We start from the raw sequence: 22,430 nt of genomic DNA, 5'->3' as shown, positions 1-22,430 counted from the left end.
TCAACGACTCCTTATGAATTAACAGATTGAATGAATAAATCACGATATTGACGGCATTGGGCTGCAGTCAGTGCAAAGATACCTGAACCACCACGTTGGAACTGCAACCAGTGGAAATCAACGGTATTGAAGTTTTGCTTCATCGCCCATTCAGAATTACCCACTTCAATCACGATCAAACCATCTTCAGTCAGATAATCAGCTGCTTGAGCCAGCATCTTGCGAACTAGATCCAGACCGTCTTGACCAGCAGCCAATGCCAGCTCTGGCTCATGATGGAATTCATCAGGAAGATCAGCCATATCCTCTGCATCGACATATGGAGGATTAGATACGATTAGATCATATTGGTTTTCAGCTGGAATTTTAGCGAACAGATCAGATTCAAGTAACGCTACTTGGTACTGCTTACTGTGATGTTCACAGTTAATCTGCGCCACTTCCAAAGCTTCTTTAGAAATATCAGTTGCATCCACTTCTGAATCCGGGAAAGCATAGGCCAATGCAATCGCGATACAGCCAGAACCGGTACACATATCCAGAATACGTTGTGGAGTTTTTGGATTCGGATTTTCTGGCAGGTTATTTACTGCTGCACCCATTTCACCATTTTCAGTCAGGCAATAAGGAGCAAAGCGGTTTTCAATCAGCTCAACGATTGGCGAACGTGGAATCAGAACACGCTCATCCACATAGAATGGCTTGCCGAAGAAATAGGCTAGATTCAATAAATAAGAGGTTGGAACACGTTCATTAATGCGGCGTTCTAGCAAGCTCAAGAACTCAGCCACTTCGCTTGGCAATAATTTAGAGTCCAGAATTTCAGGATCTGCATTCCAGTCCAGTGACAAGGTTTGTAGAACCAGCGCTGAACTTTCAGCAAAATAATCTTCTGTACCTTGACCTAAGTGCGCATCGTATTGACGTAATGCTGTAACCCCAAAACGAATAAAATCACGAATGGTAGTTAAATTTTCAGCGGCTTCCTGCAAATGTTCAGGGCTAATAGTCGGTCGATCCACTTAAGGCGTCTCCAAGGTCATTTTTTAGAACGCCTTATGATACCTTGTTTTGAGGTCTTTTATAATGCCAAAACCATGAAAAACCCGAATTCTCCATGGTTTATCAATGACAGATCTTCTGGATTTCAGGCAGATTAGAATCTCGCTTTTTGAGATTTATCGCTATTTCCAGAAGGATTTATTAACTTAAAATCAGTTTAAGCACCGGCACGATAAGAACGCGATTGATACAAATTCGCCTGATCTTTTACCATCTCCAGCGCACATTGACCCTGTTTAATCTGGGCATATTGAGTATTCATGGTCAGCTTGCATTGTTGAGTAAGCTTACTTTGCCACACTGTATGCTGATCACGAATATTATTACGATAACCCGCATTCAATTCCAGATAAGTCTTATAGTTTTTCTTCAGACGTTTATTCTGTGCTTTTAATTCTTTTTTCACACATTTTTGCAGTTTAGCTGTATTGCCATAACTAAAGTTCATGCACTGGATATATTCCTGAGAATAACCTGTAGCCGCCTGAACCTGTAATGCCACCGTCCCCAAACAACCTGCCATTAATAAACATGCAAAACGCATAATATCCCCTTCACCAAAACTGGCTTGTTTCCAATCAATATTGAATAATGAATCTTGTTTAAATTATTGCCTGATACTAACTTAGTCCCCGATAAAATCCTATATTTTTCTCACTTAAAAAGATGTCACAGTTCTTTGGTTGAAACTTGATTTTATGGCCGCATATAATTCGGCAATGATGTCCAAACGAGCCCAGATCTTATGAGCTATAAGCACAACAATCTTATGGCCATGCGCCAGAACTACTGGAATGACCAGTTATCCAGTCAGGTGCAGCAGGAAAAGGTATTTTTACAAACCACATTAATGCAGCAAGGCGTATTTAGTAGCGCGACTTTGGAAGATGCCAAATACCTGTTTTTCAGCCTGCCAAGCATCATTATTGTGAAGGGTTATGCGCTGGGTTTTATGCATGAAACAGTCCAGAACCTAATTCATCAACATATTCAAACAAATAAACAACAGTTACAACAACGATCTGAATTAAAAATTCAATTTCAAATGTCATAATATTCACCCTACACTGGTCAAAACGGCAAGCGATATGCTCTTGCCGAGATTTTCACCGTGAATTCAGCGGCTTAAACTTTTTTAATACGTGCAGACACGGTAATATCCACTACAATGATTTATTCCGCTTTATGCTGATAAAAGGATTGAGTTTACATGTCAGATCAGAACGATAAGCTTAAACAATTGAAAACTTCCTCAATGGATCGACGCTTATCGATCGCAAAGGCATCTTTGCTGGCAGGTACGCGCTGGGCAGCATCCAGTGCGGGTTCTATGTTCTCGAGTGAAGAAGAAAAAGAAAGAAGACGCAAAAAAGCCATGAAAGAACAGGCCGATTATCTGGTTGCAGAAATTGGCAAGCTTAAAGGTTCAATTGTCAAAATTGGCCAGATGATGGCCCTGTATGGCGAACATTTTCTGCCAGAAGAGGTCACTCAAGCCTTAAATACGTTAAATAATAAAACAGTTGCTTTGGCGTGGCCGGCGATCAAAGCTCAATTACAACAGCAATTAGGTTCCAAGCTAGATGATCTGACGGTTGATCATGAGCCCCTAGGTACCGCCTCTTTGGCTCAGGTTCACCGTGCTGTACGCAAGTCAGATGGCATGGAACTGGTGCTTAAAATCCAGTACCCGGGTGTAGCTGAGGCTATTGATTCTGATATGAGCCTGTTTAAGAACATGCTCAAATTGACCCGTATGGTGCCGCAAACCCGTGAATTTGATCAATGGTTCGATGAAGTTCGTGAGATGATGCATCGTGAGGTCAATTATAAAATTGAGGCGGATACGACCCGTCGTTTCTGTAAACGTCTGCAAAATGATCCACGATATATCGTACCGACCATCATCGATAACTATTGTACTGACCGTGTCCTGTGTATGACCTTTGAACGTGGTGTACCGATCAATAGTCCAGTGATGCTGTCTCTACCACAGGAACGTCGTAATAAACTGGGGGAAGCTTCCCTTGAAATCGCAGTACGTGAGATTTTTGAATGGGGCGAGATGCAGACTGACCCGAATTTCGGCAATTACCTGGTACGTCTAGGGGATGGTGAAAATATCCAGGACAAGATTGTGCTTCTCGACTTCGGTGCAATCCGTCAGTTTGACCAGCATCTACTCAATGTAGCACGTAACCTGATCCAGGCCGGTTATCATCATGATTCAGACATGATGGTGAAAGCCATGACCGGTTATGAATTCTTTGATTCTATTCCGCCTAGCATCAAACCGGATATGGCAAAAGTCTTTCTGTTAGCCACAGAAGCCTTCAGCTCGCCAATGAACAATAAAGACTTGCCTCCAGGTGTGATGGATGAACATGACCGCTATAACTGGAAAAAAAGCCAGCTTCATAGCCGTGTGATGCAGCAGGCTTCTAAATCCATGGCTTCACGTTATTTCAGTGTACCGCCTAAAGAATTTATGTTTATTAGCCGTAAGTTTATTGGTGCTTATACCTTCATGACGGTGATTGATGCGAAAACTAATGTACGCGCAATGATTAAACGTCATCTCTAATAGACTAAGTTATTATTAGCCTTATATAAGACCCGGATGATTTTGTCATTCGGGTCAATTTTTGATAAAAACCAAATTTTTCTTATTTTATTTTTCTATTTATTTTCAATATCTTAAATATTTAAATCCTCTCTTTATTTTAATGATAGATTGACAATGATTCATGTCATTGATGACATGGTTTTTTCTAGAACTGCATGTCAACATCAGGCAAATAAGATAACACCCCGTAGGATAATTAGAATGAACAATATGGTGAACAAAGCACAAGGATTTGGCTTGTCCATCCTGACCAAAGTGGCTGGAAGTGATTTACTCGACCAATTAAAGCTGCGTAAATTTTTAGAAAAATCTCTTTATCAAAGTTCCAAAGCAGGTTTTAAAACACTCAGCCAAACTCAGAAAATCCTAAAATCTGGTCAGAAAATTCAAAGACAACGTTTACCACATCAGTCCAAATCCCTGTTTGATCTGAATCTGACTGAAGAACAGCAAATGACCTGCGAGGCGATGCAACAGTTTGCCAGCGAAGTCCTTTATCCCTTGGCACATGATGCAGATCATCATGAAATCTTCCTAGAGGAACTCTGGCAATATTCAACTGATCTGGGTCTTAATTTTTATGCGCTGCCTGAAGCTTTAGGTGGTGTAGCTGCAGAACAGAATATCGTCAGCAATGTCCTGATGGCTCAACAGTTGGCTCAAGGTGATTTCAGTCTGACCGCTGGACTGCTTTCTACCTTTAGTGTGATTAATGCGATTACCCATTGGGGTTCAGAACAGGTTCAGGCTGAGTATTTGACTGCATTCGCTGATGATCCTCATCTTAAAGCTACCTTCGCAGTACAGGAAGCAACAGCCGCCTTTAATCCTTATCAGTTAAAAACTCAAGCAACGTCGAATGGAGATCACTATTTGGTGGTGTTTCAAAAAGTATGCTGACATTAAATGAAGCCATTATTGATGTAAAAAAAGGTTAAGTCGAAAGCTTTAAAATGGTTTTCAATCTTTTTTGAAAAATTACAACTCCTTCTAAAACCGCGCCTAATTCGATGCCTTATTTTGCAATTATTACCTTCAATACCTACAGTAAAAAATTTACCAATACTTTGCTTGCAGTTTTTAAAAGCAGTGATGAAACTGTCCCAATGATCACTTGCAATTCGGGTGTAGTGAATACCTAATTGTTTAAGCTTTGTCTTCAATCGTTGAACTGTAGCTAAGTCTCTTTTACCCCAAACATAAGCAACAATCTCACCTGTTTCTCGATGGTAGGCGTAAATAAGCCATTGTTTATTATTTTTATTTCCCACGAAAGTCCAAAACTCATCAACTTCAAGAGACTCATAATGACTTTGTTTAGGCTGAATTTGGTAGGTCGATTCGGTTAAAGTACGTAAAACTTTACCGATACTGATTCGCTCAACTTCAGCGATATCTCGTATACCACTACCTCTGACCATCAACTGTAATATTTTTCGAGTAATGCCTGAATTACATCCTAGATAGCTCAGAGCATGGTCACCAATAAACTGACGTTTACAGTCTTTGCACTGATAGTTTTGTTTCCCATCTACTTTGATGCCATTTTTCTTTATACTGTCACTGAGGCAGGTTGGACATTTGATTTCTAGAGTTATTCGCATTTCTCTATTTTATCAAAATTCAACCTGCTTTGTTTCAGCATACTTTTTGAAACACCACCCACTATTTAATTAATGGTGAAAAAACCTTGGTGATGCTCGGAGAAACTGCTGATATCTATCTGGTCAGTGCAGATCTGAATGGCAAAACCGAAGTATTTATTATGCAACGCAATAATACTATTACTGCACAAAAATCTTCGGCTATGGGCCTGAAAGCCACTCAAACCATGAATCTCAAATTTAATAACACACCGGCACAACGCCTGGGAGATGACGATTTTGATTACACCGCTTTTATTGATCTGGGTAACTTGATGTGGTGTGCCATGGCGGTCGGTACCTGTGAAGCGGTTAAAAAATACTGTGTGCAATATGCCAATGAACGCACAGCCTTTGGTGAACCAATTTCCCATCGGCAAAGTGTAGCTTTTATGATTGCAGATATGGCGATTGAAATTGATGCTATGCAAATGCTGATCCTGAATGCCGCCAGTCTGGCAGAATCCGGACAGGATTTTCATCGTGAAGCTTATCTGGCCCGTCTGCTCTGTGCAGAAAAATCCATGAAAATTGGCACAGATGGCGTGCAGATTCTCGGCGGACATGGCTTCACCAAGGAACATCCGGTAGAACGCTGGTATCGGGACTTAAGAGCAACAGCAATCGTACATTCTGGCCTTCATGCCTGAGCAAAGAATAAGGAAAAAAATAGATGAACTTGCAAAATCCTAAAAAATTCAAATTGCTGATTGATCAGGCACATGAAGTTGCTCTAAATGTACTCCGCCCTATTTCACGCAAATATGACAAAGCTGAACATGCTTATCCGAAAGAGTTGGATATGCTTGCCTCTGTCGTCGATGGTATGAACCAAGGCAGCGAAGGCATGAATGCAGGAGCTGCGGTCAATAAACGCGGTGATAGCGATGAAAGCAATAAAAATGGCGTCAATATGTCGACAGCACTTAGTACTGTCGAAATGTGTTATGGCGATACCGGATTACTTTTATCCATGCCGCGTCAAGGTTTAGGAAATTCAGCCATTGCTGCCGTTGCTAATGACGAACAGTTACAACGCTTTCACGGTATCTGGGCAGCGATGGCGATTACTGAACCAGGCTGTGGTTCGGATTCAGCTGCCATTCGTACCACTGCCATTAAAGATGGTGATGACTATATCCTCAATGGTGAAAAAATCTTTGTCACCTCTGGCGAACGTGCAGATGCGGTTGTCGTCTGGGCGACTTTAGATAAAAAACTTGGCCGTGCTGCAATTAAATCCTTTGTCGTACCCAAAGGCACACCCGGCATGAAAATCGAGCGTCTGGAACATAAGCTAGGCATTAAAGCCTCGGATACGGCTGCAATTAGTTTTATTGATTGTCGTATACCTGCTGCTAATTTGCTTGGACATGCTGAAATTGATGTGGCCAAGGGTTTTGCTGGGGTCATGGAAACTTTTGATAATACCCGCCCACTCGTTGCAGCGATGGCAATTGGTTGCTCTAAAGCTTCTTTAGAGAGAACCAAGGAAATTTTTAAGGATCAGCTAGATTCTGAGTACCATACACCTTACTTACAAACATCGAATATTGCAGCGCAGATTTATCGTATGGAAGCCGAATGGGAATCTGCCCGTTTATTAATGTTAAAAGCTGCGTGGATGGCGGATAATCGTAAGCCTAATTCCCGTGAAGCTTCTATTGCTAAAGCCAAGGCGGGTCGTATCGCGAATGAAATCACTTTGAAATGTGTCGAATTAGCAGCATCTATAGGCTATAACGAGGCAGAACTTTTAGAAAAATGGGCACGTGACTCCAAGATTCTGGATATTTTCGAAGGAACTCAACAGATCCAGCAACTGATTATTGCTCGACGTGAACTAGGTAAATCTTCAAGTGAATTAAAATAATAAAAAACTGAAAATACCGCTTCATTAAAGAATGAATCAACAAAAAGGATGGATTTTTTATGGTTTTCGGACTATAAAATTTCCATCCTTTTTTATGTCATAACCTATGTATTCTATTCGTCCTATACAACCTCAAGATAATGCTCAAATTGCCAAGATTATTCGTGAAGTTTCCGTAGAATTCGGACTTGCAGCAGAATCCGGTTTTGCTGTCGGTGATTCAATCCTGGATAACCTGTATGAAGTATATCAGCAGCCAAATGCAGCTTATTGGGTCATTATCGATGAGCAGGATCAAGTCTTTGGTGGCGGAGGTATTGCGCCATTAGAGGGTGATCAGAGTATTCTAGAAATACAGAAAATGTATTTCTTACCCATTATTCGTCGTTATGGATTTGCAAAAAAGATTTTAAATCTGACCTTTGACTTTGCTCATGAGCAGAACTTTAAACGAATCTATCTTGAGACTACTGCAAGTCTTTGGCAGGCAGTGAAGCTTTACGAAAAATTAGGTTTTGAACATCTCGATCATCCCGAAGGCAATACAGGTCATAGTGCAGCTTGTGAAATCTGGATGCTAAAAACTTTAGACTAAGCTTTCTTTTGCATCTAAACACATACACTTTAAAGAAAAGCCAGAGATACAAATTCGGCTACTAACTGGCTTTTCTTTAAACAATTCTTCATAAAAAATTCATTATTCAACAAAATCTAATTTGTCTTTGTAAACAAATCATCTAATTTCTTGACGATTTTAATACATCTTCCTAAGATCAATCTAATTTTAAAAATACAGGGAAGCTGAAAGTTGTTGGGCAAATTTTCTGGCAAAAACTATTCGTTATTAAAGGTCTTAAATCCTACTACTTTAAAAATTGGGATGCTTGGCTTTAGTACAATATTAATAAGTGCTTGCTCTTCACTAGGAGGTAACTCCTTAGAAAAACGCTCTGCTAAACTGTCTCAAGGAATTCAGACTGCATATGCTGTGCCTGCGACAACTGCTACTCGCGTTTCACCTTTAATTATTCAGAATGCAGAAAGACATAGTATAGATCCCTTGCTAGTAGCAGCCGTGATTCGACAGGAATCTACCTATCGCAGTCAGGTCGCTTCACCTGCAGGTGCAGTGGGTCTTATGCAAATTGTTCCGCGTTATTGGCAATCTACCTGTGGACCTGATTTATTTAATGAAGCAGTCAATATTGGATGTGGGAGTTATATTCTGTCACGTTATCAGGAATCTAGCGGTAGCCTAGAAAAAGCACTGGGCTATTATAATGTAGGCCCTACTGCCTATGAGAAAGATCGGAAAATGCGTAAACAAGGCAAAAAATATGCAAAAGAGGTTTTAACGCACCAGAAGCAACTTAAAAAATCAATGTAATTAGAATGTACTAATAATTAAGTAAATGCATTCCAGAAATATTAATACATAAATAAAACGGCTTAAATTAAATTTAAGCCATTTTTATCTTGTCTTATTAAACCCCACGCATAAAAAAAGCCCCCTGCGTGAGCAGAGGGCTTTTTAGGAATAATGAGCTGGCGATGACTTACTCTCACATGGGAGACCCCACACTACCATCAGCGCTAAGAGGTTTCACTTCTGAGTTCAGGAAGGGATCAGGTGGTTCACTCTTGCTATGGTCGCCAGCACAACTGGTATGCTTACTCGCTATGGTCTTATCTACGTTGCTTGCGCTTCGTTTGCCTAGCTTTCTTCAAATAGAGTTCATTAACAGATGTATCTGAGTCGCATTAGTTTGTTCGATTAGCTTAACTAAATCAAGGCTTCGTCTGATCGTTAGATCAATATGAAATCAATTGATGCTTTATATACAACTGCTTGGGTGTTGTATAGTCAAGCCTCACGAGCAATTAGTATTGGTCAGCTTCACATATCGCTATGCTTCCACATCCAACCTATCAACGTCGTAGTCTTCAACGGCTCTTTAGGAGACATAAAGTCTCGGGGAAATCTTATCTTGAGGTAGGCTTCCCGCTTAGATGCTTTCAGCGGTTATCCCTTCCGAACATAGCTACCCGGCGATGCGACTGGCGTCACAACCGGTACACCAGAGGTTCGTCCACTCTGGTCCTCTCGTACTAGGAGCAGATCCTCTCAAATTTCCAGCGCCCACGGTAGATAGGGACCGAACTGTCTCACGACGTTCTAAACCCAGCTCGCGTACCTCTTTAAATGGCGAACAGCCATACCCTTGGGACCTGCTTCAGCCCCAGGATGAGATGAGCCGACATCGAGGTGCCAAACACCGCCGTCGATATGAACTCTTGGGCGGTATCAGCCTGTTATCCCCAGAGTACCTTTTATCCGTTGAGCGATGGCCCTTCCATACAGAACCACCGGATCACTAAGACCTACTTTCGTACCTGCTCGACTTGTGGGTCTCGCAGTTAAGCGCGCTTTTGCCTTTATACTCTACGCGTGATTTCCGACCACGCTGAGCGCACCTTCGTACTCCTCCGTTACTCTTTAGGAGGAGACCGCCCCAGTCAAACTACCCACCAGACATGGTCCTCGCTCCCGATCAGGGAGCAGAGTTAGAACCTCAATATTACCAGGGTGGTATTTCAAGGACGGCTCCATGGCAACTAGCGTCACCACTTCAAAGCCTCCCACCTATCCTACACAAGTAAGATCAAAGTTCAATGTCAAGCTGCAGTAAAGGTTCACGGGGTCTTTCCGTCTAGCCGCGGGTACACCGCATCTTCACGGCGAATTCGATTTCACTGAGCCTCTGCTGGAGACAGCGCCGCCATCATTATGCCATTCGTGCAGGTCGGAACTTACCCGACAAGGAATTTCGCTACCTTAGGACCGTTATAGTTACGGCCGCCGTTTACTGGGGCTTCGATCAAGAGCTTCGCTTACGCTAACCCCATCAATTAACCTTCCAGCACCGGGCAGGCATCACACCCTATACGTCCACTTTCGTGTTTGCAGAGTGCTATGTTTTTAATAAACAGTTGCAGCGGCCTGGTTTCTGAGGCTGCCAACAGCTCAAGGAGCAAGTCCTATCACCGCCGGCAGCGTACCTTCTCCCGAAGTTACGGTACCATTTTGCCTAGTTCCTTCAGCAGAGTTCTCTCAAGCGCTTTGGTCTACTCGACCTGACCACCTGTGTCGGTTTCGGGTACGATTCCAGTGTAACTGAAGCTTAGAGACTTTTCCTGGAAGTATGGTATCAGCCACTTCACCAGTAAACTGGCTTGCTATCAACTCTCAGCATAGAGCACCCCGGATTTGCCTAAGATGCATGCCTACTGTCTTCCACCTGGACAACCAACGCCAGGCTGACTTAACCTTCTCCGTCCTCTCATCGCATTACACTGAAGTATTGGAATATTAACCAATTTCCCATCGACTACGCCTCTCGGCCTCGCCTTAGGGGTCGACTCACCCAGCCCCGATTAACGTTGGACTGGAACCCTTGGTCTTTCAGCGAACGGGTTTTTCACCCGTTTTGTCGTTACTCACGTCAGCATTCGCACTTCTGATACCTCCAGCAGACTTCTCAATCCACCTTCATCGGCTTACAGAACGCTCCCCTACCACTTGCAATAAATTGCAAATCCGCAGCTTCGGTACATAGTTTTAGCCCCGTTACATCTTCCGCGCAGGCCGACTCGACTAGTGAGCTATTACGCTTTCTTTAAAGGGTGGCTGCTTCTAAGCCAACCTCCTAGCTGTCTATGCCTTCCCACATCGTTTCCCACTTAACTATGATTTAGGGACCTTAGCTGGCGGTCTGGATTGTTTTCCTCTTGACTACGGACGTTAGCACCCGCAGTCTGTCTCCCGGATAGTACTCATTGGTATTCGGAGTTTGCATCGGTTTGGTAAGTCGGGATGACCCCCTAGCCGAAACAGTGCTCTACCCCCAATGGTATTCGTCCGAGGCGCTACCTAAATAGCTTTCGGGGAGAACCAGCTATCACCGAGTTTGATTAGCCTTTCACCCCTATCCACAAGTCATCCCCTGGCTTTTCAACGACAGTGGGTTCGGTCCTCCAGTTAGTGTTACCCAACCTTCAACCTGCTCATGGATAGATCACCCGGTTTCGGGTCTATACCCAGCAACTATACGCCCTATTAAGACTCGATTTCTCTACGGCTCCCCTATGCGGTTAACCTCGCTACTGAATATAAGTCGCTGACCCATTATACAAAAGGTACGCAGTCACCACACAAAGTGGCTCCCACTGCTTGTATGCATGCGGTTTCAGGATCTATTTCACTCCCCTCACAGGGGTTCTTTTCGCCTTTCCCTCACGGTACTGGTTCACTATCGGTCAGTCAGGAGTATTTAGCCTTAGAGGATGGTCCCCCTATATTCAGACAAGGTTTCACGTGCCTCGCCCTACTCGACATCATCATATCAGCCCTTTCGTGTACAGGACTATCACCCACTATGGTTGCACTTCCCAGAGCATTCCACTAAAACTGATATGACTTAATGGGCTGTTCCCCTTTCGCTCGCCGCTACTGAGGGAATCTCAATTGATTTCTTTTCCTACGGATACTGAGATGTTTCACTTCTCCGCGTTCGCCTCATAAACCTATGTATTCAGTTTATGATACCGACCTTATAGCCGGTGGGTTTCCCCATTCAGACATCTCCGGATCACAGGATATTTGCCGCCTCCCCGGAGCTTTTCGCAGGCTATCACGTCTTTCTTCGCCTCTGACTGCCAAGGCATCCACCACATGCACTTAATTACTTGACTATACAACCCCAAACAGTCGTTACACCTACAAGTCAGTGTAGCAACGTAGTTGTTTGCGATCTTGTGAACTTAATCACTGTACAGCTTCAATTAGATTCATATACCAAAACGCTTGATTCAGTTAATTTCGCTAGTTCTCATTCAATCACTTCAACAATCAATCTTGCGATCTCTTGTTTCCGCTCTTTCATGAGTATGAACAAATTATTTCAACTCAAATATATTCTGTTAATGATTTAATATGCATCCTCGTCGGACTGCATTACTGTGATAAATCACAGAGATTAATAACAATGCCGCGCATTATACGCCGCTTTCTTACTAAGCTCTATAAGCTATCAAACCGTTTGCTTAATGTTTAACTCATTGCATCGCAATGAGTGGTGGAGACTAGGAGAGTCGAACTCCTGACCTCCTGCGTGCAAAGCAGGCGCTCTACCAACTAAGCTAAGTCCCCAGCTTATCAATAAGTCAATGTCTCTGATTTCCTCACTCTGCAATTGCTTGCTTGTCGTTAGTGGTGGGTCTGACAAGACTTGAACTTGTGACCCCACGCTTATCAAGCGTGTGCTCTAACCAACTGAGCTACAGACCCTCAGATACATCGTCATGAAGAACAACTTGTTGTGGATTCTTACCAATCGTCAATCTTTCGTTAAGGAGGTGATCCAGCCGCAGGTTCCCCTACGGCTACCTTGTTACGACTTCACCCCAGTCATCGGCCACACCGTGGTAACCGCCCTCTTTACAGTTAGGCTAGCTACTTCTGGTGCAACAAACTCCCATGGTGTGACGGGCGGTGTGTACAAGGCCCGGGAACGTATTCACCGCGGCATTCTGATCCGCGATTACTAGCGATTCCGACTTCACGCAGTCGAGTTGCAGACTGCGATCCGGACTACGATCGGCTTTTTGAGATTAGCATCTGCTCGCGCAGTAGCAACCCTTTGTACCGACCATTGTAGCACGTGTGTAGCCCTGGCCGTAAGGGCCATGATGACTTGACGTCGTCCCCGCCTTCCTCCAGTTTGTCACTGGCAGTATCCTTAAAGTTCCCACCCGAAGTGCTGGCAAATAAGGAAAAGGGTTGCGCTCGTTGCGGGACTTAACCCAACATCTCACGACACGAGCTGACGACAGCCATGCAGCACCTGTATCAGAGTTCCCGAAGGCACCAATCCATCTCTGGAAAGTTCTCTGTATGTCAAGGCCAGGTAAGGTTCTTCGCGTTGCATCGAATTAAACCACATGCTCCACCGCTTGTGCGGGCCCCCGTCAATTCATTTGAGTTTTAGTCTTGCGACCGTACTCCCCAGGCGGTCTACTTATCGCGTTAGCTGCGCCACTAAAGCCTCAAGGGCCCCAACGGCTAGTAGACATCGTTTACGGCATGGACTACCAGGGTATCTAATCCTGTTTGCTCCCCATGCTTTCGCACCTCAGTGTCAGTATTAGGCCAGATGGCTGCCTTCGCCATCGGTATTCCTCCAGATCTCTACGCATTTCACCGCTACACCTGGAATTCTACCATCCTCTCCCATACTCTAGCTAACCAGTATCGAATGCAATTCCCAAGTTAAGCTCGGGGATTTCACATTTGACTTAATTAGCCACCTACGCGCGCTTTACGCCCAGTAAATCCGATTAACGCTTGCACCCTCTGTATTACCGCGGCTGCTGGCACAGAGTTAGCCGGTGCTTATTCTGCGAGTAACGTCCACTTATCCCAGGTATTAACCAGGTAAGCCTCCTCCTCGCTTAAAGTGCTTTACAACCAAAAGGCCTTCTTCACACACGCGGCATGGCTGGATCAGGGTTCCCCCCATTGTCCAATATTCCCCACTGCTGCCTCCCGTAGGAGTCTGGGCCGTGTCTCAGTCCCAGTGTGGCGGATCATCCTCTCAGACCCGCTACAGATCGTCGCCTTGGTAGGCCTTTACCCCACCAACTAGCTAATCCGACTTAGGCTCATCTATTAGCGCAAGGTCCGAAGATCCCCTGCTTTCTCCCGTAGGACGTATGCGGTATTAGCGTCCCTTTCGGAACGTTGTCCCCCACTAATAGGCAGATTCCTAAGCATTACTCACCCGTCCGCCGCTAGGAATCAGGTGCAAGCACCCTATCCCCGCTCGACTTGCATGTGTTAAGCCTGCCGCCAGCGTTCAATCTGAGCCATGATCAAACTCTTCAGTTAAAATCATTTCGAGTTTTATAAGTAAAACTCTTAAACTTGGCTCATCAATTTCCTGACTTAAATTTCGCTCAAATAAACTTCGAGTAATTCAAACCAATCAATCAATGAAAATAATTTCGATCAATCAACCAGTAAAAATCCACACAAGTTGTTCTTCATAATCTCTTAATGATCTTACTTAAAACCTCGTCAGTTTTAAGCTCCAACCCAACCACTTAACGTTTTGTTTCATGCATTGGTGTGCTGCGTATTCTATACAGTTTCAGAACCAGTGCAAGAGCTTTTCTTAAAAATATTCAAAAAAGCATATCGTACGTTTATTTTTTAATCTGAATTGCTATTTTTAGCAGTTTTAATGCTTTTTTCCAGTCATTTTTGGCCTAAAAGTTTAAGCAAATGTGAATTTCTACTGGTTTAGTTTTTATTAAAAGGGATCGTATGAGTACGATCCCTTTTAATATTGAACAATAAATTTTAATTTGCCTGCTCGCCAAGCCAATTCATAAATTTTTGTCGTTCAGCTTTAGATGCCTGTTTCCACAACTGAATTAATTGCTGATCAACCTGACCAACTGATGCATTTTCCCGAACGTTTGCAGTAGCCACATTCGGTGTGCTTGCAGTTTGAGTGTAGACCGCTGCCGGCTGATTTGTTGGAGTTACAACTTTATTCGTTGTCAAATCCACAGATTTTCCTAAAATACTTTGCCCTAGTAATGGTTTCGCTGCATCTTTTGCTCCTGCCTGCTGAACCAGAAGCTGATTTTTTGCATCATATAAACCAATAATTGGCTGATCTTTATATTTTTTCGCTTCATCAAAATTTTTAGGCGCGTTAATTAAACCCAATTTATAAGTTTCACCATCTTTAAGTTCTGGAGTTTTTACAGTTACTACGCCAGATTTTAAAATGTCATGAGAATTATCATTGTGCTGGAAAAATTCATTATAACGAACACTAATCGCATTCGTACCCGCATCCAGTTTATAAGTTTGATCTGAGCGTAATAGACCTGAACGTACTTCCTGATCATTCACTGCAATCATCTTGATTTCTTCAGGTACGGTTAATGTCACGGCTGAAAAAGCTGATGTGCTGCCCAATAATGCAACTACAGCTGCTGTAATACGTAAATCCATGTCACTCACTCATTCTGGTTAATATATAAAATTTTCATTGCACTATGCCGTGTACAAATGACAATTCTATGACAAATGCTTTGCCTCTACAGCACTTTACTCAGCATTTATCAGACTATCTATCTTCTGATTTCTGCTATATCACACATAAAAAAGAAGTACTTAACAGTACTTCTTTCTCATCTCTAAATCGATTATGCAAAGGTCTTAAATCGTTCTGCATCATCCATAAAGATTTTTTCACCTGGAGGGGCTTCGATTGAACCAAATACCAATTGAGCACGAAGCTTCCAGTTCGATGGAATACTGAAAGTTTGCGCCACTTCTTCATCAATGATCGGATTGTAGTGCTGTAGTGATGCACCAATATTATGTTCAGCCAAAGCTGTCCAGGTTGCAAACTGAGCGATACCGCTGGCATGCTCTGACCAGATCGGGAAATTATCTGCATATAGCGCAAATTTTTCTTGCATTCCTTTAATGACATTCTGGTCTTCATAAAACAGTGCAGTTCCATAACCTGCCGCAAAACCATCTATTTTGCTATTGGTAGCCTCAAAAGCATCTGCCGACACCAAGTCGCGTAAAGTTTCACGCACAATATGCCAGAAAGTATCATGTGATTGACCAAACAAAATCACTACGCGTGAAGATTGCGAGTTAAAAGATGATGGACTATGTTTCACCGCCTCTTTAATGATGTACTCAATTTCTGCCTGATCCAGGCTGACATTTTTCCCAATGACATAAATACTACGGCGTTTTTTAATATGATCTAGAAATGCCATGATCTCACCTCGTTCTATTCTGATTATTAAAAACCGATAAGATCATCCTAAGCATTTTCACTGCCCAAAACAGTCTTATTTCGATAACAATGTGTTTTATTTATAGAACATTCTCAGAGATGTTAAGGTTGATCCTTTGTATCAATCACCTTAGCGCATGCTAATTTCAAAAATCGCCGGTCTTAGCTAAATACCAGGAAGCTGTCTGGATTTACAAACTCAATTTTATCTTCTATTGCTTCTTCAATTGAACCGAAACAGAGCTGAGCACGTAGCAACCAGTTTTCATCAATTTTAAAATGCTCAGCTACAGGGTGATTCATCTGTGCATTATAATGTTGCAAAGAAGCCCCCAGACCGGAATCAGCCAGCGCACACTTTGTGAATTATAGGTTGAAGGACAGCTATGCACTGCTTCCTGAATCAGCTCGGTCAGATAAGCCTGACTATAATGCACACGCTTACCTAGCTGATAAGGCCCACGGCACTTTTTTAATTTCTCAACAAAAGTGAATTCTAAATGTTCAACTGCTTTACTCTTTTTAGGAAATTTAAAATCCTTAGTAAGGTCATTTGTTAATACCTGCCCAATTTTATTGAGTAATGCTATTTTTTACCCTCTACATATAGCCTGAACTTCAATCACCAGGCAAATTCCATACAATATAATGGGTTTATTTAGGCAGGCAGGATTTGCTGTTTTTTTCATGCTGCTTTTTAGAGCATTCAAACTCCTTAAAAACAAAAAACTCCGCATTTAGCGGAGTTTATGTGACGCAAGTTGCATTAATTATTTTTCAGTTTCAAACAATGCCGCAACGAATGATTTTGCCGAGAATGGACGCAAGTCATCAATTTTCTCACCTACACCGATAAAGCGAATCGGTACATGGGTACGGCTGGCAATATTAAACAGCACACCACCTTTTGCAGTACCATCCAGTTTGGTAATGGTTAAACCCGTTAAACCCACTGCTTCATCAAACATTTCAACTTGATTAATGGCATTCTGTCCTGTACCGGCATCCACCACCAGCATCACTTCATGTGGCGCAGTCGCATCAATCTTCTGCATCACACGTTTAACTTTGGTCAATTCCTGCATCAGGTGACCTTTGTTATGCAGACGGCCTGCAGTATCTGCAATTAAAACATCCACACCTTTGGCACGCGCACTTTCGAAAGCATCAAAAATGACTGAAGCGGAGTCAGCACCATGACCTTGGGCAACTACGGCGATATTGTTGCGTTCACCCCAGATCTGTAACTGCTCAGTTGCAGCAGCACGGAAAGTATCACCCGCAGCCAGCATGACTTTTTTACCTTCGCCTTGCAGACGTTTTGCCAGTTTACCAATGGTCGTGGTTTTACCTACACCATTTACACCCACCACCAGAATCACATACGGATTTTTGTTTGGATCGATATGCAGTGGTTTTACACGCGGAGCCAGCAGAGCCACCAGTTCTTCCTGAAGCGCTTTATACAGCGAGTGAGAATAAATCAGGTCACCACGTGCGGTACGTTCAGTCAAATTGGCAATAATCGTTTTAGTCGCATCAACACCGATGTCTGCAACCAAAAGCTGTTCTTCAACTTCTTCTAATAATTCATCGTCAATTTCTTTGCCACCAATCAGGATATTGACCATCCCATCGGCAAGATTTTTACGGGTTTTGGTTAAACCCTCTTTCATACGGCTAAAGAAACCGCCTTTTGTAGCAGGTTCTTCTTCCTGAGCTTCCGTCGCCACAGGTGCAGAAACTTCAGCAGTTGCGCTTGGTGTTTCTACAATCGGCACATTAACCGCAGGTAAACTCGGTAATGTGACATCATCATCTCCGATATCAGCATCAATCAAAAATTTGTTTTGCCCACTAGATTGCTGTTGCATGCCGAATCCTTGAAAAGCATTGCGTTAAAAAATTGAATTCTAGCATAACTTGCAGTGTTTTGAGCGGGAAATCCAATCCATGAATAAACAACCAAAAAATAACAGTGTTTGGTTGCTTTCAATACAAGATTTCTGAAAAATAATCCTAAATACAAATATCTATTCATTGGAAGACTTTGTGTCCATATCTTTTTTTGCTATCTCCTTCTTATCCAGAATCATCAAACAGCGGATTTCTCCAGTCGCAGTACTAATCCTGAGTTTTGGTTTTAGCCCCGTACATGCCGCAACCCAGAGTGAATTATCCCGCACCACCATCGAAACCTATTTAGGTAATGGCTTAAAAGTCATTATCCGAGAAGATCATCGCTCTCCGATGGTGATGACACAGATCTGGTATAAAGTCGGCAGTAGTGATGAGTCCGGCAATATTCTCGGTGTCTCTCATGCTTTGGAACATATGATGTTTAAAGGCACGAACAAAGTTCCCAATGATGAATTTACCCGCCTGAGCCGGATTTATGGCGGCAGTATTAATGCCGCAACCTTTACCAATTACACGAACTATTATCAGCTCTATCCTAAAGGCTATTTTCCGATGGCGCTTGAACTCGAATCTGACCGCATGAACAACCTCTTGTTACGCCAGCAAGATTTTGATCCGGAAATTAAAGTGGTAATGGAAGAACGGCGTCAGCGTACTGATGATAATCCGCGTGCCCAGGCATTTGAACGATTTAGATGGATCAGTTATCCCACCAGTCACTATCGTCAGCCCGTGATTGGTCACATGAAAACGCTCAATAATATTCAGCTCAGTGATGTTAAAAAATGGTATCGAGACTGGTATAGCCCGAATAATGCCATTCTGGTCATCGTCGGGGATGTTGACGTTCAAGAAGCTCTCGTTCAGGTACAGAAATATTTTGGCGATATTCCGGCACGTCCTACACCATCACGTAATGACGTACTCGAGTTTGAACGCTTAGGCTATCGTCATATGGAAGTTGAGAGTAATGTCCAGGTGCCTAATCTGTATATGACCTGGAATGTGAAATCTCTATCTACCGCCAAGAATCCTCAAGATGCCTACGCCCTAACCATTATCCGCAGCTTGCTGGATAGCGGAATTTCTTCTCGTTTGCAGGATCGTCTGGTTCGCGACCGCAAAGTGCTTACTTCTGTAAGTGTGTCTTATGATCCTTATAACCGTGGAGATAGCCTGTTTGGTATTTCCGCACTTCCGGCTCCAGGTGTAAATCTGACAGAAGCACAAACGGCCATCCAGAAAGAAATTAATTTACTAAAAACTGAAACTATTTCTGAGTATGAACTGGCAAGGATCAGCACACGCTTTATTTCAAATCTGATTTATAGTCAGGACAGTCTGAGCGGACAGGCCAAAATGATTGGAAACCTTGAAGTAAACGGATTGAGTTACCGCCTGATGGATGAACTGCCTCAGCATTATGACAGTGTCCGTGCAGAGGACATTCAGCGGGTTGCTAATGCCTATTTTGTCCGTGAAAATTTAAGTACGCTCTACCTTTTGCCTGAACAGAAAGATCAATAATGGTTATTACAATGTCTAAAGTTCGCTCTCTTATCCTTTTAACCAGCTTAAGCCTCAGTTCAAGCCTTTGGGCAGAAAATTATTTAGATACCCAACCTGATTTGAATGATAATCCCAGTCAGTTACAAGCGATCCCTCTCCTGCAAAGCTTAAAAAACATTAATCAAAAGCAGGCATTTCAGGCACCTTTTATCCATGACCTGAATAATCGTTACAAAGTTCGCACTCTATTTGTTGAAACCCGAGATCTGCCGATGGTCGATATTCAACTGACCTTTAATGCCGGATCAGCACGAGATCAGGAAATTGCTAAAGGTCTATTTGGTTTATCCAGCACAGCAGCCAAACTGATGCGCGAAGGAACAGATAAATATACGGCTGCACAGGTGGCTTCAGTCTTTGATGCGACAGGCGCACAATTTAGCGTGCAGGCTTATCGCGATATGTTTGTCGTTCGCCTTAGAACTTTATCAGATCCCAAAAAAATGGAACCTGCTTTGGCCATGATGATGGAAGTTCTCAAAAATGCCACATTCAAGCCTTCGAGTATACAGTTAGCACTCAGTAATACTCAAGTAGGACAAAAACAGCTTCAGGAAAATCCAAGTAAACTGATGGATATCCGGTTTTATCGGGCATTGTATGGCCAGCATCCTTATGCCGAACCCATTACCGGCACCATTGGCAGTACCAAAAAAATTACGGCTGATTTACTGAAAAAATTCCGCGACCAGTTTCTGGTAGCACAAAACATGAATATTGCCATTACCGGCAAACTCAGTTCTAAACAGGCACTGGAACTTTCTGAACGAATTGCAGGCAATTTGCCTCAAGGACAGAAAGCTGTTGCATTAGCTGAACCTGAAGAAAAATCGGGTTTTGATATCGTGCATTTGCCTTATAACTCATCCCAAGCGCATGTGACCTTCGGCCACTTAGGACCAAACCGTTTTACTGAAGATCGACTTGCTCTGGAAGTGGCCAATCGCATGTTTGGTGGTGGTGGGTTTAATGCAGTATTGATGCAGGAATTAAGGGTAAAACGCGGCTATACCTATGGTGCTTATAGTACATTTAGCTTTAGTCAGGCACCCGGCATATTTAGCTTCCGTTATTCGACTAGACAAGATCAGTTACTGGATAGCATTCAGATCGCACATCAGGCTTTTATCAACTTTGTAAATCAGCCGATTGATACTAAGCGCCTGGAAGAAACCAAGGCCGGGATGTTAAGAGCATTTCCAAATAATTACAGCAGCAATGCCACGATTAATGCCCAGTTAGGCACAATGGGCTTTTATGCAGAGCAAGCCGACTATCTTTCACGCTATCCAGAACGTTTAGCCAAAATTACCGCTGCAGATGTGCAAAATGCCGTGCGCAAACATCTGCATCCAGAACGTTTAACACTGGTCGTGGTGAGTCAAGAATTGGATAAAGAAGCATTAAAACTACGATTGAAACAGAACCTGTTAGATCCTTCTACACCACTACCTAATATGATTTCAATACCTAAGGCATATCCACAGAAACCGGCGGAAGCTGACGAGTCCGTAGAGATTCCTGCTGATACGCCTGCATCAATTTAATATATTGACCGCGATGGATGCGTTGCTGTTGCAGCAAAGTCTGAGCCATATCCTGGGTTTGAGGTAAGCTCTGCTGTTCTGCAAGTTCCTGAAGTAAATTAAATTGGGAAGTCGTCAGTGGACGATAAATGGCAAATGTAGCGAGACATAAAATTAATGCCACAATAAAAATAACAACCGCATTATAAATTTGTTCAAGCTTAATTTTATTCAGAAAATCGCTTAATTTTTTGCTATCTATAGCCATACACTACCTCAAGTTGAAGCTAGTGTATGGCTGGGTCCCATGAAGTTCAAGTCAAAGATTGAATGACCAGTATAAATATACCCCAATCTCAACTTTTTAAGTGATTGAAATAAAAAGGACATAACCCTATTTTAGTTTCCACCAAGAAATTAAAGCAAAGTTATGTCCATTGAAGAATTTATCATTTTTGTCTATGTAATCATAGAAGAACTTTATCCCATTGTTGTTACTCAGCCCCTGAGAACTCGTGGTTTTCCGCCTGCTGTTACTGATGCAGAAATCATCACTATGCAAATAGTAGGTGAATTTCTTGGTTTAGATACAGACAAAAATATTTGGATGTATTTCAAAAACAATTGGTTAGAATGGTTTCCAAAATTAGGATCTTATCCCAATTTCTGTAAACATTGTGCAAACCTGTGGCATGTCAGTCAATCCATTATGGCACAGCTCATTCAGCGTTATGGTTCAGATAACATTCACTTTATTGATGGCTTCCCACTCCCTGTCTGTAGTTATACCAGAGCTAGAAAGCATAAAAACTTTAAAGAATACGCAGGTTTTAGTTATTGTGCTGCAAAACAAGAAAAATATTATGGTTTCAAAGCTCATATCGTCATTAATCTTTCAGGCATGATTTCGGGTTATACCTTTGCACCTGCTCATTGTGATGAGCGAGATGTTGCACCTGAAATTACGAATGATATTTACGGTTTACTGGGAGCAGATAAGGGCTATTTAAGACCAGAATTGAAACGATATTATGAATATCAGGGTATTGATTTACAAACACCCTTTAGAAAAAACATGATAGATTTCAGACCTAAAGAGACACTGCAAATACTGATGAAAGCCAGAAGAAAGATTGAAACAGTGATTGGTCAATTAACAGATCGCTTTCACATTCAGAAAGTGAGGGCAAAAGATCTATGGCATTTAACCCACCGCATAACTCGTAAAATTCTGTCGCATACAATTTGTGTGGTGCTAAATAAAAAGCTTGGTCATTCACCAATTCAATTCGAAAATCTTATTTTAAGTTGAGATTG

At 42.6% G+C, this 22,430-nt stretch carries 15 protein-coding genes, 2 tRNA genes, 3 rRNA genes and 3 pseudogenes; 10 read left to right on the top strand and 13 right to left on the bottom strand.

Annotated elements, in window-relative coordinates:
* Positions 1 to 11: 11 nt before the first annotated feature.
* Together prmB and C3F22_RS05890 are read right to left on the bottom strand one after the other, a co-directional pair.
* Positions 12 to 1,022, bottom strand: a complete 1,011-nt coding sequence (gene prmB / locus C3F22_RS05895) for a 50S ribosomal protein L3 N(5)-glutamine methyltransferase (protein WP_104426049.1) — start codon at positions 1,020 to 1,022, stop codon at positions 12 to 14.
* A gap of 197 nt (positions 1,023 to 1,219) precedes the next feature.
* Entirely contained in the window at positions 1,220 to 1,606 is a 387-nt protein-coding gene (locus C3F22_RS05890; protein WP_104426048.1) for a lysozyme inhibitor LprI family protein, read from the bottom strand.
* 201 nt (positions 1,607 to 1,807) lie between these two features.
* Between C3F22_RS05890 and C3F22_RS05885 the strand changes: the two genes are divergently transcribed.
* From C3F22_RS05885 to C3F22_RS05875, 3 genes and pseudogenes are all read left to right on the top strand, one after another.
* Positions 1,808 to 2,116, top strand: a complete 309-nt coding sequence (locus tag C3F22_RS05885; RefSeq protein WP_004785493.1) for a hypothetical protein — start codon at positions 1,808 to 1,810, stop codon at positions 2,114 to 2,116.
* Between the two features lie 156 nt (positions 2,117 to 2,272).
* A complete protein-coding gene (locus C3F22_RS05880) occupies positions 2,273 to 3,646 on the top strand; it encodes an ABC1 kinase family protein (protein WP_005235905.1) in 1,374 nt (457 codons plus the stop codon).
* A gap of 243 nt (positions 3,647 to 3,889) precedes the next feature.
* A pseudogene (locus C3F22_RS05875) lies at positions 3,890 to 4,579 on the top strand (acyl-CoA dehydrogenase family protein); the annotation flags it as partial.
* 11 nt (positions 4,580 to 4,590) lie between these two features.
* On the opposite strand, the gene C3F22_RS05870 reads toward C3F22_RS05875, so the two are convergent.
* Complete coding sequence (locus tag C3F22_RS05870) at positions 4,591 to 5,292, bottom strand: IS1-like element ISPa14 family transposase (protein ID WP_001223318.1); 702 nt, start codon at positions 5,290 to 5,292, stop codon at positions 4,591 to 4,593.
* 62 nt (positions 5,293 to 5,354) lie between these two features.
* Here C3F22_RS05870 and C3F22_RS05860 point away from each other — a divergent pair.
* From C3F22_RS05860 to C3F22_RS05845, 4 genes and pseudogenes are all read left to right on the top strand, one after another.
* Positions 5,355 to 5,981: pseudogene (locus C3F22_RS05860) on the top strand (acyl-CoA dehydrogenase family protein); the annotation flags it as partial.
* A 23-nt stretch (positions 5,982 to 6,004) separates the two neighbouring features.
* Positions 6,005 to 7,204 carry an acyl-CoA dehydrogenase family protein gene (locus C3F22_RS05855; RefSeq protein WP_104426047.1) on the top strand — a complete coding sequence of 400 codons (1,200 nt, stop codon included), beginning with the start codon at positions 6,005 to 6,007 and terminating at the stop codon, positions 7,202 to 7,204.
* A gap of 106 nt (positions 7,205 to 7,310) precedes the next feature.
* The gene (locus C3F22_RS05850; RefSeq protein ID WP_104426046.1) at positions 7,311 to 7,799 is read left to right on the top strand and encodes a GNAT family N-acetyltransferase; all 489 of its coding nucleotides are present in this window, start codon (positions 7,311 to 7,313) and stop codon (positions 7,797 to 7,799) included.
* Positions 7,800 to 8,084: 285 nt separating this feature from the next.
* On the top strand, positions 8,085 to 8,591 hold the full coding sequence (locus C3F22_RS05845; RefSeq protein WP_227504435.1) for a lytic transglycosylase domain-containing protein: 507 nt from the start codon (positions 8,085 to 8,087) through the stop codon (positions 8,589 to 8,591).
* Between the two features lie 156 nt (positions 8,592 to 8,747).
* Here C3F22_RS05845 and rrf read toward each other — a convergent pair.
* The 9 genes and pseudogenes from rrf to ftsY form a co-directional block, all read right to left on the bottom strand.
* A 5S ribosomal RNA gene (gene rrf / locus C3F22_RS05840) occupies positions 8,748 to 8,862 on the bottom strand.
* 202 nt (positions 8,863 to 9,064) lie between these two features.
* A 23S ribosomal RNA gene (locus C3F22_RS05835) occupies positions 9,065 to 11,956 on the bottom strand.
* Between the two features lie 381 nt (positions 11,957 to 12,337).
* A tRNA-Ala gene (locus tag C3F22_RS05830) sits at positions 12,338 to 12,413 on the bottom strand.
* Between the two features lie 61 nt (positions 12,414 to 12,474).
* Positions 12,475 to 12,551 (bottom strand) — tRNA-Ile (locus tag C3F22_RS05825).
* Positions 12,552 to 12,612: 61 nt separating this feature from the next.
* Positions 12,613 to 14,150 (bottom strand): 16S ribosomal RNA (locus C3F22_RS05820).
* The 16S, 23S and 5S rRNA genes sit together here with 2 tRNA genes alongside, the layout of an rRNA operon.
* A gap of 474 nt (positions 14,151 to 14,624) precedes the next feature.
* Positions 14,625 to 15,290 carry a DUF2057 domain-containing protein gene (locus C3F22_RS05815; protein ID WP_104426045.1) on the bottom strand — a complete coding sequence of 222 codons (666 nt, stop codon included), beginning with the start codon at positions 15,288 to 15,290 and terminating at the stop codon, positions 14,625 to 14,627.
* A gap of 194 nt (positions 15,291 to 15,484) precedes the next feature.
* Complete coding sequence (locus tag C3F22_RS05810) at positions 15,485 to 16,078, bottom strand: nitroreductase family protein (protein ID WP_104426044.1); 594 nt, start codon at positions 16,076 to 16,078, stop codon at positions 15,485 to 15,487.
* Between the two features lie 182 nt (positions 16,079 to 16,260).
* A pseudogene (locus C3F22_RS05805) lies at positions 16,261 to 16,688 on the bottom strand (hypothetical protein).
* 180 nt (positions 16,689 to 16,868) lie between these two features.
* The gene (ftsY, locus tag C3F22_RS05800) at positions 16,869 to 17,972 is read right to left on the bottom strand and encodes a signal recognition particle-docking protein FtsY (protein WP_104426043.1); all 1,104 of its coding nucleotides are present in this window, start codon (positions 17,970 to 17,972) and stop codon (positions 16,869 to 16,871) included.
* Positions 17,973 to 18,204: 232 nt separating this feature from the next.
* Between ftsY and C3F22_RS05795 the strand changes: the two genes are divergently transcribed.
* Positions 18,205 to 19,545 (top strand): M16 family metallopeptidase, encoded by a 1,341-nt coding sequence (locus tag C3F22_RS05795; protein ID WP_416332517.1) that lies wholly within the window; start codon positions 18,205 to 18,207, stop codon positions 19,543 to 19,545.
* 11 nt (positions 19,546 to 19,556) lie between these two features.
* Positions 19,557 to 21,134 (top strand): M16 family metallopeptidase, encoded by a 1,578-nt coding sequence (locus tag C3F22_RS05790; RefSeq protein WP_171284719.1) that lies wholly within the window; start codon positions 19,557 to 19,559, stop codon positions 21,132 to 21,134.
* Here the strand turns inward: C3F22_RS05790 and C3F22_RS05785 are convergent.
* Complete coding sequence (locus tag C3F22_RS05785; RefSeq protein ID WP_104426040.1) at positions 21,058 to 21,381, bottom strand: hypothetical protein; 324 nt, start codon at positions 21,379 to 21,381, stop codon at positions 21,058 to 21,060. The two genes, C3F22_RS05790 and C3F22_RS05785, sit on opposite strands and share 77 nt — an antisense overlap.
* Before the next feature lie 162 nt (positions 21,382 to 21,543).
* On the opposite strand from C3F22_RS05785, the gene C3F22_RS05780 reads away from it, so the two are divergent.
* On the top strand, positions 21,544 to 22,425 hold the full coding sequence (locus C3F22_RS05780) for an IS982-like element ISAba9 family transposase (RefSeq protein ID WP_004282326.1): 882 nt from the start codon (positions 21,544 to 21,546) through the stop codon (positions 22,423 to 22,425).
* Positions 22,426 to 22,430 lie beyond the last annotated feature (5 nt).

The sequence above is a fragment of the Acinetobacter sp. ACNIH1 genome, from assembly GCF_002934695.1.
GTDB lineage: Bacteria > Pseudomonadota > Gammaproteobacteria > Pseudomonadales > Moraxellaceae > Acinetobacter > Acinetobacter variabilis.
Note: the sequence above shows the minus strand (reverse complement) of the source record. Positions and strands in the feature narration are given on the sequence as shown.